Genomic DNA, 15,394 nt, shown 5'->3' on the forward strand with positions numbered 1-15,394 from the left:
GGAAGTGAGAGAAAAAAGGTCGAAATATCCCTTAAAAAACAATGCCGGTCACCTTAAGTGACCGGCATTAGCCTTCATGGCGACCTTTTTTTGCGTGGAAATCACTGGTGATGACCTGTCCTGGCTTATTCGACAGCAGAACCGCCTTTAATCCTGAACACCAGGTTCACCACGAGATTGCTGGCAGCCTTCGGTTCATAGCGCCATTTGCTCATCGCCTGTTTCACTTCCCGCTCAAACATATTGCGCGGCTCAGCTGACAGAACACGTACGTTTTGCACACGACCATCGCTGTCCACATCAAACTGTACACGAACCCGCCCTTCGATACGTAAGGCCAGTGCTCGCGCCGGATAAGCAGGTTCGCCACGCTGCAGCGGCCGCGGACCGGTATTGCTCTGCGCATTGGTAGACGCCGGAGGCTGACTCACGGGTTTAGTGACCGGCTGGTTGCTGGTTACCGGGGCAGTTTGTACCGTTTGCGCCGGTTTTTCGACGGGACGTTCAACGGGTTTCACCTTCGGTTTAACGACCGGCTTTTTCACCGGTTTTGGCTTAGGTTTTGGGGGCTCCGGAATCACAACGGCTTCAGGCGGCGGCGGTGGCTCCGGCACGACTTCCGGTTCCGGCTCAGGTGCTGGCGGTGTCGGTTCAGGTTGTGGCGGCGGCGGAGGGGGTGCAAAGTCGGCCGGATTGACCATCGTTACACTCATCACCTTCTGATCCTGACTTGGCAATTTGATTGACTCGCCCACCGTCATATACAACACGCCCGCAATGACTGCGACATGTAAACTAACAGCAAGCAAAACCGGCACCGTCACCTTGCGGATAAATCTAAACTTTTTTAGCGGCATAATGATTCATTTTCCCCGTGAAGCCGCAAGTTTAAATGTAAATAGCAATCATATTCAACACCGAGATGACAACTATTCTCAAATAACCCTTGTTTTGATCCTACGCAAAGCGCTTTCCCCGGACTTCAGGTTTAGCTATGTTAATTCTGTAAAATAGTCAGGCAGCCTCTGGCTGCCAAAAAACGCTCACTAAAACCCCATTAAAGGTGACTCATGCTTTACGTTATTTATTCTGAAGATGTTTCCGACTCGCTGGAGAAACGCGCTGCTGCCCGCCCTGCTCACATCGAACGCCTGAAAAAATTGCATGAACAAGGCCGCGTACTGATTGCAGGTCCGACCCCGTCCATTGACAGCGAAGATCCGGGCGCCGCCGGCATGACCGGATCCGTGCTGATTGTCGAATTCGAAACACTGGAAGACGCCAGAGTGTGGGCAGATGCCGATCCGTACGTTAAAGCTGGCGTGTATAAAGCCGTGACTGTCAAACCGTTCAAACGCGTATTCTGATGTTTTATGGGCAGTTTTTCGGGCTGCCCGCTATTCCCTGTGCCTTCCCGCCTTCTCTTTAATCAACTTTACTTTTGCTTACGTCAGTTGATTGTCTAAATATCCGGTTACTCAAACAGTTACCTGCGCCTTTTTTCTTTAACAGTCGAGCGGAGAACCTGATATGCAATGTCCGGTATGCAAAGAAAGTCAGTTAGTGATGTCCGAACGTCAGGGCATTGAAATCGATTATTGTCCTGACTGTCGCGGAGTATGGCTGGATCGCGGTGAGCTGGATAAAATCATCGAGAAATCTGCCACATTACAGGCCGCAGAACGCCCTGCAACTGCACGCTATGAGGAACGTGACCGTCGAGACGATCACCGGCCGCAAGGCAATTATGACAACCGCGGCCATTACCCGTCCCAAAAGCCCTATAAAAAGAAGAGCTTCCTTTCAGAGCTTTTCGACTGATTTCACCCCTCACGCGCCATGACATCACACCTCATGGCGTGATTCCCCGAATGCCGTCACATTGCATTCATCGCTTCTGTGTTAGAATGCTTACCCCTACCCATGAGGTAAGCATTATGTCATTCTTCGACGGACTGAAGTTTCTAACCAGCACGACCACGAAGGTCACCTGCCCGGAATGCGGTTATGTTTCAGAACAGATGAGCTCGAAAGTGCGCAAAAACGCCACGCTGGTCTGCAAAAAATGTGGCGCGCTTTTTCAGCCTAAATCCCGTTAATCAGGAATTCCATTCGTAGTTCACGGCATACAATGAAAGGCGCTGGTGCTGCTGATGATGGATTTGACGAATACGGTAAATATGGCGGTAGCGTCTTGACTGCCCTTCCAGCCAGCGGCTTCTCCGGCGCTGGGTCTGGCGTAACATCCGCCACCGGCCGACTTCATTTCTACTGTGTTTCATTCACTTGTGTCCCGTAATGCCCGTGGCTGCTTCTTTAACGAAAGCGCTTCTTTTACAGAAAGTGTCTTGAGCGGAAAAACTGCGGGACATTATAGGCCGATGACGTTGTGATCCAAGTCTTGTTTTCCCCCTTCCTCCACGTTATCAGCTAACCTTGATGTCAGGGCGATGACTCTTTTATTAATCTGATACAGATTACAGAGGTAGCTGATTGATTAGCAGGATAAAGTTAGTTAAAAGGTTTCCCCTTTCACGTACACTCATGCCGATGGCTTGCGAACAGGACTTTTCGCCTTTATGACAACATTTTATACGGTAATCAGCGGTCTTCTGGTTTTCGGTTACTGGTTACTGATTGCCGGTGTCACCCTGCGCATTCTGATGAAGCGCCGGGCAGTTCCGTCCGCAATGGCATGGCTGCTGATCATCTACATCATTCCGCTGGTCGGTATTATTGCCTATCTCTCGTTTGGGGAACTGCACTTAGGCAAACGCCGTGCGGAACGGGCAAAAGCCATGTGGCCCTCCACCGCCCGCTGGCTCAATGATCTCAAAGACTGTAAGCGTATTTTTGCCACTGAGAACAGTGAAATTGCCGCCTCACTTTTCCAGCTTTGCGAGCGCCGTCAGGGCATTGCCGGTGTAAAAGGTAATCAGTTGCAACTGCTGACCACCAGCGATGACGTGCTGCACGCGATGATGCGTGATATCGGACTGGCACGCAGTAACATCGAAATGGTGTTTTATATCTGGCAACCGGGCGGTCTGGTTGATCAGGTCGCAGAATCCCTGATGGCGGCCTCTCGCCGTGGCATTCATTGCCGTCTGATGCTGGATTCCGCTGGCAGCGTGGCCTTTTTCCGCAGCCCTTACCCGGCCATGATGCGCAACGCGGGTATCGAAGTCGTTGAAGCGTTGCAGGTGAATCTGTTCCGTGTGTTCCTGCGCCGGATGGATCTGCGTCAGCACCGTAAAGTCGTACTGATCGACAACTATGTCGCCTATACCGGCAGCATGAATATGGTCGATCCGCGTTTCTTCAAACAGGATGCTGGCGTCGGTCAGTGGGTGGACTTGATGGCGCGCATGGAAGGCCCTGTCGCCACCACAATGGGTATCGTGTATTCCTGCGACTGGGAGATTGAAACCGGCAAACGGATTTTACCGCCGGAACCGGATCTCAACCAGATGCCGTTCGAGCAGGAAAGCGGCCATACCATTCAGGTGATCGCTTCCGGCCCTGGCTTCCCTGAAGATATGATTCATCAGGCTCTGCTGACCGCGACCTATTCTGCACGCGAACAACTGGTGATGACGACACCGTATCTCGTGCCAAGCGACGATCTGCTGCATGCCATTTGCACAGCGGCGCAGCGCGGAGTGGATGTCAGTATCATTCTGCCGATGAAGAACGATTCGATGATGGTGAACTGGGCAAGTAAGGCGTTCTTTGGCGAATTGCTGGAAGCCGGTGTCAAAATTTACCAGTTCGAAGACGGCCTGCTGCATACCAAAAGTATTCTGGTCGACGGCCAGCTCAGTCTGGTCGGCACGGTGAATCTGGATATGCGCAGTCTGTGGCTCAATTTTGAGATAACACTGGTCATTGATGACGCCGGATTTGGCGATGATTTGGGCCGCGTGCAGGAAGATTATATTGCCCGCTCGCATTTGCTGGATGTGGAAGCCTGGCTTAAACGTCCTTTCTGGCACCGCATCGTCGAACGATTGTTCTACTTTTTCAGTCCGCTGCTGTAAAAGCCACGTCGGGCATGATGTAATACACACAGTACCGGCCTGAACCAGCCTGAATACACTCATCTGTAAACGAGAATGATATGGACCTGAATAATCGCCTGACCGAAGACGAAACGCTTGAACAAGCCTACGACATCTTTCTGGAACTGGCCGGAGATAACCTTGATCCGGCAGACATCCTGATCTTCAATCTGCAATTTGAAGAACGTGGCGGCGCTGAATTATATGACCCGGCTGAAGACTGGGTTGAGCACGTGGATTTCGACTTAAATCCGGACTTCTTTGCTGAAGTGGTGATTGGCCTGGCTGACGCTGAAGACCAGCCTATCAATGATATTTTCGCCCGTGTTCTGCTGTGTCGCGAGAAAGATCACAAGCTGTGCCATATCCTCTGGAAAGAATAATCTTCTCCGTCGTCCTTCAGACTGGCTCTGTGTTGGCTGCTTTCATGCAACTCGAATGATTTAGGGGGGCGGTTAACAGAAAAGAAAAACCTGCCATTGGCAGGTTTTTTTATGCTTTCCGTCTGAGAATATTTATCAGAGCGGATCGACTTTCAGACAGGATACCGCGTGGCGGAAGCTGCCTTCCAGCAACGGACGGGTTATCGCACATTCTGGTCCGGCGATCGGGCAGCGGGTACGGAACACGCAACCTGACGGCGGATTAATTGGCGAAGGTAACTCCCCTTCCAGCAACTGAATGACTTTGTTGCGCTCTTTGTCCGGATCAGGAACCGGCACCGCAGACATCAGGGCACGGGTATACGGATGCTGAGGATTGTTGTACACCTCATCATAAGTCCCCAGCTCGACGGCATGACCAAGATACATCACCAGAACACGGTCAGAGATGTGCTTTACCACCGCCAGATCGTGCGCGATGAAAATCAGCGACAAGCCCATTTCACGCTGCAACTGCTGAAGCAGGTTAACCACCTGCGCCTGGATGGACACATCCAGTGCAGAGACTGGCTCATCACAGATAATCAGTTTCGGTTCCAGGATGAGTGCGCGCGCGATGCCAATACGCTGACACTGACCACCGGAGAATTCGTGCGGGTAACGGTTAATCAGGTTAGGCAGCAGCCCGACCTTTAACATCATTGCCTTCACTTTTTCCTTCACCTCAAGACGAGGCATCTTCGGATTATAGGTTTTCAGCGGCTCGGCAATGATTTCACCAATGGTCATACGCGGGTTCAGGGACGCCAGCGGATCCTGGAAAATCATCTGGATATCACTGCGCGTGTGGCGCCACTCGCTGTCCGACATATTCAGCAGATCTTTGCCCAGCCATGCGACACGACCGTCAGTGGCTTTCACCAACCCGATCAGCGCACGGGCAAAGGTCGATTTACCACAACCAGATTCCCCCACTACGCCCAGCGTTTCCCCTTCATAAAGACGCAGGGTCACGCCGTCGACGGCTTTCAGGGTTTTCGAGGGCTGCCAGAACCATTGTTTACCGTCTTTGATGTCGAAATGGACTTTAAGATCAGCCACTTCGAGCAGAACTTTTTTCTCTGGCGCGTGGGTGTTCATTGCCGCACTGTTCATGATTGTGTTGTCTGTCATACCAGCTCCTCCAGCGGCTTAAAGCATGCACGCAAACGGCCATCCCCGAAACGCTCCAGCGGCGGTGCCGAGGAGCAGATATCCATCGCATGCGGACAGCGCGGCTGGAACGGACAACCTTTTGGCAGGCGCAGCAAGTTTGGCGGGTTGCCCGGAATAGTCATCATCGCGCCACCTTCGGCATCAAGACGAGGAACCGCATTGAGCAGGCCGATGGAATAAGGATGACAAGGTTCATAAAACACATCGCGTGCACGGCCATATTCCATGGTTCGCCCAGCGTACATCACCAGCACTTTGTCGCAGATACCGGCCACCACGCCAAGGTCATGCGTAATCATAATGATTGCTGTGTTGAACTCTGATTTCAGTTCATTCAGTAATGTCATGATTTGCGCCTGAACGGTCACGTCCAGCGCCGTGGTCGGCTCATCGGCAATCAGCAATTTAGGGCGGCACAGCAACGCCATTGCAATCATCACACGCTGGCGCATACCACCGGAGAATTCATGTGGGAACATTTTCATACGCTTGCGGGCTTCCGGCATTTTCACCGCGTCCAGCATGCGTACGGATTCTTCAAACGCTTCGCGCTTACTCATTTTTTTATGCAGGATCAGGACTTCCATCAACTGTTCACCCACGCGCATGTACGGGTTGAGAGAGGTCATCGGATCCTGGAAGATCATCGAAATCTGTTCTGCGCGCAGCTTATTGAGCTGTTGTTGTGGCAGATTGAGGATTTCGCGGCCATTAAATTTCGCCGAACCGCCGATGCGGCCATTACTGGCCAGTAATCCCATCAGGGCAAAGGCGGTTTGTGATTTGCCAGAACCGGATTCGCCCACAATGCCCAGCGTTTCGCCAGCACGCAGATCGAAATTCAGATCGTTCACTGCGGTAACGTCACCGTCCGGAGTCTCGAACGTGACGCGCAAATCCTGAACATCAAGTAAGATTGGCGGAACTTTGCCGTCAACCGCGGCGGGGGCTGCAAATGTGGAATGTTCAATGGTGCTCATGATTGCACTCCTTAACGATCTTTCGGGTCGAGGGCATCACGCAAGCCATCGCCGATAAAATTGAAACAAAACAGAGTTACAACCAGGAAGCCTGCCGGGAACAGCAGTAACCAAGGTGAAACTTCCATCGAGTTGGCGCCATCGCTTAACAACGCGCCCCAACTGCTCAGTGGTTCCTGTGTACCCAATCCCAGGAAGCTCAGGAAGGATTCAAACAAAATCATGCTCGGCACCAGCAGCGATGCGTAGACCACGACAACGCCCAGCACATTGGGAACAATGTGACGCAGGACAATATTGCGCGTGCTCACACCACTCACCAGCGCCGCTTCGATGAATTCTTTACGCTTGAGGCTGAGAGTCTGTCCACGCACGATACGCGCCATGTCCAGCCAGGACACCATCCCGATCGCCACGAATATCAGCAGGATGTTTTGCCCGAAGAAGGTCACCAGCAGAATAACGAAGAACATGAACGGGAAGGAGTTGAGAATTTCCAGCAGACGCATCATTGCGGAGTCAATTTTACCGCCAAGATAACCGGACAACGACCCGTAAAGCGTACCGAGAATAACGGCCACTAACGCTGCCGCTACACCGACCATCAGGGAAATACGTCCGCCGATCGCCACACGTACCAGCAAATCACGGCCTGAAGAGTCAGTGCCGAAATAGTGGTGAGAAGCAAAATCAGGCGCCGCTGACATCATATTCCAGTCGGTATCATCGTAGGAAAACTGGGATAACATCGGCGCAAACGCCACGAATAGCGCGATAAATGCCAGCACGATCAGGCTGGTGACCGCGGCACGGTTGTGCATAAAACGACGTCGTGCATCCTGCCACAGACTGCGGCCTTCAACTTCGAGTTTTTCGCTGAAGTTTTCTACGACGTCGCTATTTTTCTTACTTAACATCATTGACGTACTCCGGCATTAATAACGGATTTTCGGGTCGATGACGGCATAAAGCACGTCGACGATCGCATTGAATAATATGGTCAATGCGCCCACTAAAATGGTCAGGCTCAAGACCAGTGAGTAGTCACGGTTTAATGCACCGTTAACAAACAGCTGGCCAATGCCCGGCAATCCGAAAATGCTCTCGATGACCATCGAACCGGTGATAATCCCAACGAAGGCCGGTCCCATGTATGACAATACCGGCAGCAGTGCAGGTTTAAGCGCGTGGCGCAAAATGATGCGACGCAGCGGCAACCCTTTGGCGCGAGCTGTACGGATGAAGTTGGAATGCAGAATTTCGATCATTGAACCGCGGGTGATACGCGCAATACTGGCGATATAAGCCAGTGACAGTGCCACCATCGGCAGGACCATATATTTGGCACCACCGCCATTCCAGCCGCCGCCAGGCAACCATTTAAGCGTGATGGCAAATATCAGCACCAGTAACGGCGCAACCACGAAACTGGGTATGACCACCCCCGTCATCGCAACGCCCATCACCGTGTAATCCCATTTCGTGTTCTGATTGAGTGCTGCGATAACGCCCGCACTGACTCCAAACACAATCGCCATGATAAATGCCGCCAGACCCAGTTTCGCTGAAACCGGGAAAGAAGCCGCAACCAGATCATTAACGGTGTAGTCCTTATATTTGAACGACGGGCCAAAATCGCCTTTCGCCAGTTGTTCTAAATAATGGAAATATTGCTTATACATTGGGTCATTGAGGTGATATTTCGCCTCAATGTTCGCCATCACTTCTGGCGGAAGATTACGCTCACCCGTAAAAGGGCTGCCAGGTGCAAGACGCATCATAAAAAACGAAATGGTGATCAGAATGAATAGCGTCGGAATCGCTTCCAGACAGCGGCGTAAAATAAACTTTAACATTGCCCGTACCTGTTTCTAAGCCTGTCACTACAGCTTGATAGTTTTGGCTTGGTCACGACGACTATCGGGTGATAGCCGCCGTGGTGGCTCTTTGCTTCAGCACCGAAAACCGGCACTAAAAACATTACCTTCATCAATAAAGAAGGAGCAAGGCAGCTCGGGGATGCCTTGCTCTGACACTGATTAATTAGTGTTTGATGATGTATAAGTCTTTAACGTAGACGTTGTCCTGTGGATCTTTACCGGTGTAACCACCAACGTATGGTTTCACCAGACGCGCGTTCACGTAGTAATAGACAGGCACAATCGCAGAATCTTTATCGAGCTGGGTTTCAGCTTTCTGATACAGCGCTGCGCGTTCTTCGTCAGTTTTCGCGGTCAGCGTGTCCGCGATGTCTTTATCAAACGCAGGGCTCTTATAGTGAGCCGTGTTGTTGCTGCTGTCAGACAGCATGGTGTTCAGGAAGGAAGAAGGTTCGTTGTAATCGGAGCACCAGCCAGCACGGGCGATATCGAAGTTGCCCTGATGACGGCTGTCCAGGAAGGTTTTCCACTCCTGGTTAACGAGTTTCACGTCAACACCCAGGTTTTTCTTCCAGATAGCGGCAGCGGCGATAGCCAGTTTTTTGTGCAGATCAGACGTGTTGTACAGCAGGTCGAAAGTCAGTGGTTTAGCTGGGGTATAACCCGCTTCAGCCAGCAGTTTTTTAGCCTGCTCGTTACGCTGTTCCTGAGTCTCTTTGAACCAGGCCGGAGGCGTCAGTTTTGCACCATCAGTGTAAGGAGGGGTATAGCCATAAGCTGGCAAATCGCCCTGCGCTTTTACTTTGTTCACGATGATGTCGCGATCCAGGCCCAGTTTCAGCGCTTCACGAACGCGTGAATCAGTGAATGGTGCTTTCTGGTTATTGATTTCGTAGTAATAAGTGCACAGGTACGGGTCAACGTGGACTTCGGTCGGGATTTCTTTTTTCAGTTTCTGGAACAGTTCGATCGGCATGTTGTTATAGGTCATGTCGATTTCGCCGCTACGGTAGCGGTTAACGTCAGTCACTTCAGAGGAGATTGGCAGGTAAGTGACCTGATTAATAACGGTTTTCGCGTTATCCCAGTAAGTCGGGCTACGCTCCAGAACAATACGTTCGTTAACGGTCCAGGTTTTCAGTTTGTATGCACCGTTGCTCACGTAGTTTTCTGGCTGAGTCCATTTGTCGCCAAATTTCTCAACAACACTTTTGTTTACCGGCTTCATCGCGGTGTGAGACAGCATTTTGACGAAATAGGGAACAGGCTCGGTCAGAGTGACTTGCAGGGTATGGTCGTCAATCGCTTTCACACCCAGAGTATCAGGGCTTTTCTTACCGCTGATGATGTCGTCAATGTTTTCGATATGACCGTATTGCAGATAGCTTTCATACGGAGACGCAGTTTTCGGATCCGCCAGACGCTGCCAGCTGTAGACAAAATCTTCGGCTGTTACAGGGTCGCCGTTAGACCATTTAGCTTCCGGGCGCAGGTGGAAGGTCCAGACTTTAAAATCTTTGTTTTCCCAACTGGTGGCTACACCAGGAATGACGCTGCCGTCTTTGCTATCGGTATTTACCAGACCTTCCAGCAAATCACGGATAACGTTAGATTCCGGCACGCCTTCGACTTTATGCGGGTCGAGAGACTGAACTTCAGAACCGTTGTTGCGCACCAGCTCTTGTTTGGCGGCCAGAGTCACGCCTGCTGGCACGTTGGCTGCGAATGCATTATTGATTGAAACAGATCCTACTGCAGCCAGAATGCAGGCAGCGAGCAGATTTTTTTTTGTGATGTTGGTCATTTTTATTCAACTCCAGTTTTTATTATGAACTTGCACGCCCGGGTGCAAGATAAACCCTTGCTGGGTCAATGGGTTTCAAAAGCAGGAACGAATTGCTCAAGAAAGGCCCCCATGTAGTTACCACCCGCAGATGGCTGTCCCCTATTACTGCATGTATTACTCAATAACGTTGGAAACGTCAGGCTGTTGTTCGCCATGTTGTTTCCGGGATCGTTAAGGATGATCCCACCCCATTTGATTTACCCCGTGCACAACAAAACAAGGTTCTGCGTCACACCAGGTAATCACATACTGTTATTCCTAACCTTAACAATATTATTTTCTTATTCGCCTGACGGCGATAGAAAGCCCTTCGCAGTTAAGCGCCTGAATTCAATTAATGAGAAGAAGAGATGAAGGTTTGTTTTGCTGAACCGGCAGACTCAACAAAAGACTATGTAATGTCGCCAGCACAATGCCCGGCTTTCTTTTCGCAGAAAGCGGATGAGGATAATTTTGTGGTACGCATTGCGACACGATACTCTCCAAAAACAAATAAAATGGCTTCAATCTTTCTGTCTCTAGCAAGATTCGTTCTCACTCAGAGCATCCCGCTTAACAAAATTCCATTTTTGAAGGCGATTTGAAAATTATCAGAAGCCTGATACAGGCGCCAATAAATTTTGCAAATTTGTTACGCAATTCTCTTTTACTGGTTACAAGCCCGATGAGCCATCCACAAGGAAACATTTGGAAACCTTGTTTAACTCATTGTTTATTGGCATTTTTACGATAATTTTTAGCGCAAAATTAACGTCACTGATTGCATAAGAACTCGCCTGACACAATCCGTTAACATTAAGATGTTTTCAAGGATAAACACCTGTTAACTGCGGTGTTAACACTAATAACATCTCGATACAGCATGCACAAGCCTTACAGAATGATGTGGATAAATTAGCGTCAAAACGGGCAGTAAAGATGCGTATTTAGCTAAAAATTCGCTAAGTTTATTAGAAGAAATGAAGACTTGGTTCGAAAAGAAGAATGAGACGTGGCTTTACGCCACATTTAGGTGCAAACGCGCTTAATTAAGTCATTAGCTGCACTATATTAATGCATCGCATTATAAGGAAAGGTAATAATTATCACGAAAACCCACCCGTGTTTCCGTGATAATTCAGTGACCAGCAGGTTAGAGCAGGCCAGGGAAAATAGCTTTAATCCCTGTCACAATAAATTCGATACCCAGAGACATCAGCAAAAGCCCCATGATACGCGTAATCACGTTAATCCCGGTTTGCCCCAGTAATCGCACCAGCAATGGTGCCGCTCTGAACAGTAACCAGCAACAAAATGCAAAGAAGATAATCGCAAGTGTCAGTCCCAGCAGATTCGGCCAACTGTGATAGCGTGAACTCCATACAATCGTTGAACTGATTGCGCCCGGTCCGGCCATCAGAGGTAGCGCAAGCGGAACCACCCCGACATTTTCACGTATCGCTGTTTCTGATTTTTCCTGCTTGTTCTGTTTGTCCTCGCCCAGTTTCCCGCTGATCATAGACATCGCAATAGTCACCACCAGGATCCCACCCGCAATTCGGAATGAATCAATAGATATACCAAACAGATGTAAAATGGCATCGCCCAGGAAAAGTGCAGTCGACAATATAATGGCAACCGACAGGTTTGCCGTCATATTGGTTTTATTACGCCCCGCTGCCGCCTGATAGCTTGTCATACTGATGAAGACTGGCAAGATCCCCACAGGGTTGACCAGCGCAAACAGCCCGACGAAAAACTTGATATACCCTGAAAAATCTAATAAAGATTGGCTCACGCAGAACTCCGCATAACTATGCCAGTAGATGAAGGTTTTGATGGGCGCTAATGTACTGGAATCCCCGTAAAGGCGCCACGTCGTTTCATAGTTTTTATCACCAGATTTCCGAACAAAGGCAGTGAATACAACTTTTGTTAAAAAACAGATTTTTTATTGATAACTTTAGATACAAAACTGTATTATCCAAGGGAGAATTTGATAACCATTCTCAATATCAAGTTGCTGAAAGGTGTCAGCATCAGTATTTAGTGATCCAGATCAAATTGACGCTGCCTACAAATAGGTAATCTCAGTACATAGTCACTCAGCGTTACATGAAAGATAAAACGTCCAGTGATGAAGGTGATTTATTTAACGTCATCTGCTTTACCCGGTGCTTCACAACTGAAAGCTCTTTGAGCAAATAAAGAGACAAAGACAACACATTGAGAATCTTAGATTTAATTAGTTTCTCACGGTGACTGATAGCAGGTCTATACTAGTCTTTGGCGGATTATTTACTAAAAGAGTTTAACTTTATCAGGAGAGCATTATGGCTGTAACAAATGTCGCTGAACTAAACGCACTCGTTGCTCGGGTCAAGAAGGCACAGCGCGAATATGCCAACTTCAGTCAAGAGCAAGTCGATAAGATTTTCGCTGCCGCCGCCCTGGCTGCTGCCGATTCTCGAATTCTGCTGGCAAAACTGGCTGTTGAAGAATCCGGAATGGGTATCGTCGAAGACAAAGTGATTAAAAACCACTTCGCCTCTGAATATATCTACAATGCCTACAAAGATGAAAAAACTTGTGGCATCCTGGGCCAGGATGACACCTTCGGTACCATCACTATCGCTGAGCCAATTGGTCTGATTTGCGGTATTGTCCCGACTACCAACCCAACTTCTACTGCAATTTTCAAGGCGCTTATCAGCCTGAAAACCCGTAACGGTATTATCTTCTCTCCACATCCACGTGCCAAGAATGCAACGAACAAGGCTGCGGATATCGTTCTGCAAGCGGCCATCGCTGCCGGCGCGCCAAAAGATATCATTGGCTGGATTGATGAACCAAGCGTAGAGCTTTCCAACCAACTGATGCACCACCCGGATCTGAACCTGATTCTGGCAACAGGTGGTCCGGGCATGGTTAAAGCAGCTTATAGCTCCGGTAAACCAGCAATCGGCGTGGGTGCAGGTAATACACCAGTCGTTGTTGATGAAACCGCAGATATCAAACGTGTTGTTGCTTCCGTCCTGATGTCTAAAACCTTCGATAACGGTGTCATCTGTGCCTCTGAGCAGTCCATCATCGTGGTTGATTCAGCTTATAATGCAGTCCGTGAACGTTTCGCTTCTCACGGCGGCTACATGCTGCAGGGTAAAGAACTCAAAGCCGTTTCAGATATCATTCTGAAAAATGGCGGCCTCAACGCCGCTATCGTAGGTCAGCCAGCAGTGAAAATTGCTGAAATGGCTGGCATTAAAGTGCCTGCGAATACTAAAGTGCTCATCGGTGAAGTCACCATTGTTGACGAATCTGAACCGTTTGCGCATGAAAAACTGTCCCCTACCCTCGCTATGTACCGCGCTAAGAATTTCGAAGACGCCGTCGCTAAAGCAGAGAAACTGGTAGAAATGGGCGGTATCGGCCATACCTCTTGCCTGTATACAGACCAGGACAACCAACCAGAACGTGTGAATTATTTTGGCAACAAAATGAAAACCGCACGTATTCTGATCAACACCCCGGCTTCACAGGGTGGTATCGGTGACCTGTACAACTTCAAACTTGCTCCGTCTCTGACGCTGGGTTGCGGTTCCTGGGGTGGTAACTCCATCTCTGAAAACGTCGGTCCTAAACACTTGATCAACAAGAAAACTGTAGCGAAGCGAGCAGAAAACATGTTGTGGCATAAACTTCCTAAATCTATCTACTTCCGTCGTGGCTCACTGCCAATCGCACTGGAAGAAGTGGCGACTGATGGAGCAAAACGCGCCTTCATCGTAACTGACCGCTTCCTGTTCAATAACGGCTATGCCGATCAGATCACCAGCGTTCTGAAAGGTCATGGTATTGAAACTGAAGTATTCTTCGAAGTTGAAGCTGACCCGACGCTGAGCATTGTTCGTAAAGGTGCTGAGCAGATGAACTCCTTCAAACCAGACGTTATCATCGCGCTGGGTGGTGGTTCACCAATGGATGCTGCGAAGATTATGTGGGTTCTGTATGAACACCCGAATACTCAGTTCGAAGATTTGGCGCTGCGTTTTATGGATATCCGTAAACGTATCTACAAATTCCCGAAAATGGGCGTAAAAGCGAAAATGATCGCCGTCACGACCACTTCCGGTACTGGTTCAGAAGTTACACCATTTGCCGTTGTTACTGACGATGCGACTGGCCAGAAATACCCACTGGCTGACTATGCTCTGACACCTGACATGGCTATCGTTGACGCCAATCTTGTCATGAACATGCCGAAATCACTGTGTGCCTTCGGTGGTCTGGATGCCGTCACTCACGCACTGGAAGCTTATGTTTCTGTACTGGCGAACGAATACTCCGACGGTCAGGCTCTGCAGGCACTGAAACTGCTGAAAGAAAACCTGCCAGCCAGCTACAAAGATGGCGCTAAAAACCCGGTTGCCCGTGAACGTGTTCACAATGCGGCGACTATCGCGGGTATCGCGTTTGCTAACGCCTTCCTTGGGGTTTGTCACTCAATGGCCCACAAACTGGGTTCAGAGTTCCACATTCCGCACGGTCTGGCTAACGCCATGCTGATTTCAAACGTTATCCGTTATAACGCCAACGATAACCCAACGAAACAGACGGCTTTCAGTCAGTATGACCGTCCGCAAGCGCGTCGTCGTTACGCAGAAATTGCAGACCATTTAGGTCTGGGCGCTCCTGGTGACCGTACTGCACAGAAAATCCAGAAACTGCTGACCTGGTTGGATGAAATCAAAGCTGAACTGGGTATCCCAACCTCTATTCGTGAAGCTGGCGTTCAGGAAGCTGACTTCCTGGCTAAAGTAGACAAACTGTCTGAAGATGCGTTTGATGACCAGTGTACCGGTGCTAACCCACGTTACCCGCTGATCGCCGAATTGAAACAGATTCTGATGGATACTTACTACGGCCGTGAATACAGTGAAGACGTAGCAGAAGAAGTTGCTGCTCCTGCGCCAAAAGCTGAAAAGAAAACCAGCAAAAAATAATCTGCTGAGATACTGATAGTAAAAAACCCGCTGAAAGGCGGGTTTTT

The 15,394-nt window shown here is 49.5% G+C and carries 14 protein-coding genes; 6 read left to right on the forward strand and 8 right to left on the reverse strand.

Annotated elements, in window-relative coordinates; genetic code table 11:
- Positions 1 to 125: 125 nt before the first annotated feature.
- Positions 126 to 857, reverse strand: coding sequence for an energy transducer TonB (locus DXU84_RS19445; protein ID WP_013575936.1), 732 nt, complete (start codon positions 855 to 857; stop codon positions 126 to 128).
- 213 nt (positions 858 to 1,070) lie between these two features.
- On the opposite strand from DXU84_RS19445, the gene DXU84_RS19450 reads away from it, so the two are divergent.
- From DXU84_RS19450 to DXU84_RS25040, 3 genes are all read left to right on the forward strand, one after another.
- Entirely contained in the window at positions 1,071 to 1,367 is a 297-nt protein-coding gene (locus DXU84_RS19450) for a YciI family protein (RefSeq protein WP_037034485.1), read from the forward strand.
- Positions 1,368 to 1,530: 163 nt separating this feature from the next.
- Entirely contained in the window at positions 1,531 to 1,821 is a 291-nt protein-coding gene (locus DXU84_RS19455; protein ID WP_013575938.1) for a zf-TFIIB domain-containing protein, read from the forward strand.
- A 116-nt stretch (positions 1,822 to 1,937) separates the two neighbouring features.
- Positions 1,938 to 2,099, forward strand: coding sequence for a YnfU family zinc-binding protein (locus DXU84_RS25040; RefSeq protein WP_013575939.1), 162 nt, complete (start codon positions 1,938 to 1,940; stop codon positions 2,097 to 2,099).
- Here DXU84_RS25040 and DXU84_RS19460 read toward each other — a convergent pair whose 3' ends face one another.
- Entirely contained in the window at positions 2,100 to 2,282 is a 183-nt protein-coding gene (locus DXU84_RS19460; protein ID WP_037034487.1) for a YciY family protein, read from the reverse strand.
- A 297-nt stretch (positions 2,283 to 2,579) separates the two neighbouring features.
- On the opposite strand from DXU84_RS19460, the gene cls reads away from it, so the two are divergent.
- The gene (gene cls / locus DXU84_RS19465; RefSeq protein ID WP_013575940.1) at positions 2,580 to 4,040 is read left to right on the forward strand and encodes a cardiolipin synthase; all 1,461 of its coding nucleotides are present in this window, start codon (positions 2,580 to 2,582) and stop codon (positions 4,038 to 4,040) included.
- An 80-nt stretch (positions 4,041 to 4,120) separates the two neighbouring features.
- Positions 4,121 to 4,444 (forward strand): HI1450 family dsDNA-mimic protein, encoded by a 324-nt coding sequence (locus DXU84_RS19470; protein ID WP_013575941.1) that lies wholly within the window; start codon positions 4,121 to 4,123, stop codon positions 4,442 to 4,444.
- 135 nt (positions 4,445 to 4,579) lie between these two features.
- On the opposite strand, the gene oppF is transcribed toward DXU84_RS19470, so the two are convergent.
- From oppF to DXU84_RS19500, 6 genes are all read right to left on the reverse strand, one after another.
- On the reverse strand, positions 4,580 to 5,584 hold the full coding sequence (gene oppF, locus DXU84_RS19475) for a murein tripeptide/oligopeptide ABC transporter ATP binding protein OppF (RefSeq protein WP_015690069.1): 1,005 nt from the start codon (positions 5,582 to 5,584) through the stop codon (positions 4,580 to 4,582).
- A gap of 29 nt (positions 5,585 to 5,613) precedes the next feature.
- Complete coding sequence (locus tag DXU84_RS19480; protein WP_153376529.1) at positions 5,614 to 6,639, reverse strand: ABC transporter ATP-binding protein; 1,026 nt, start codon at positions 6,637 to 6,639, stop codon at positions 5,614 to 5,616.
- Positions 6,640 to 6,650: 11 nt separating this feature from the next.
- Positions 6,651 to 7,559, reverse strand: coding sequence for an oligopeptide ABC transporter permease OppC (oppC, locus tag DXU84_RS19485; protein ID WP_013575944.1), 909 nt, complete (start codon positions 7,557 to 7,559; stop codon positions 6,651 to 6,653).
- 15 nt (positions 7,560 to 7,574) lie between these two features.
- Entirely contained in the window at positions 7,575 to 8,495 is a 921-nt protein-coding gene (gene oppB, locus DXU84_RS19490) for an oligopeptide ABC transporter permease OppB (RefSeq protein WP_153376530.1), read from the reverse strand.
- Between the two features lie 187 nt (positions 8,496 to 8,682).
- On the reverse strand, positions 8,683 to 10,323 hold the full coding sequence (oppA, locus tag DXU84_RS19495) for an oligopeptide ABC transporter substrate-binding protein OppA (RefSeq protein WP_112152289.1): 1,641 nt from the start codon (positions 10,321 to 10,323) through the stop codon (positions 8,683 to 8,685).
- Between the two features lie 1,174 nt (positions 10,324 to 11,497).
- The gene (locus tag DXU84_RS19500; protein ID WP_013575947.1) at positions 11,498 to 12,142 is read right to left on the reverse strand and encodes a YchE family NAAT transporter; all 645 of its coding nucleotides are present in this window, start codon (positions 12,140 to 12,142) and stop codon (positions 11,498 to 11,500) included.
- Between the two features lie 535 nt (positions 12,143 to 12,677).
- On the opposite strand from DXU84_RS19500, the gene adhE reads away from it, so the two are divergent.
- Complete coding sequence (adhE, locus tag DXU84_RS19505) at positions 12,678 to 15,347, forward strand: bifunctional acetaldehyde-CoA/alcohol dehydrogenase (protein ID WP_013575948.1); 2,670 nt, start codon at positions 12,678 to 12,680, stop codon at positions 15,345 to 15,347.
- Positions 15,348 to 15,394 lie beyond the last annotated feature (47 nt).

The organism is Rahnella sp. RcJ3 (assembly GCF_009498575.1).
Classification (GTDB): Bacteria; Pseudomonadota; Gammaproteobacteria; order Enterobacterales; family Enterobacteriaceae; genus Rahnella; species Rahnella aceris.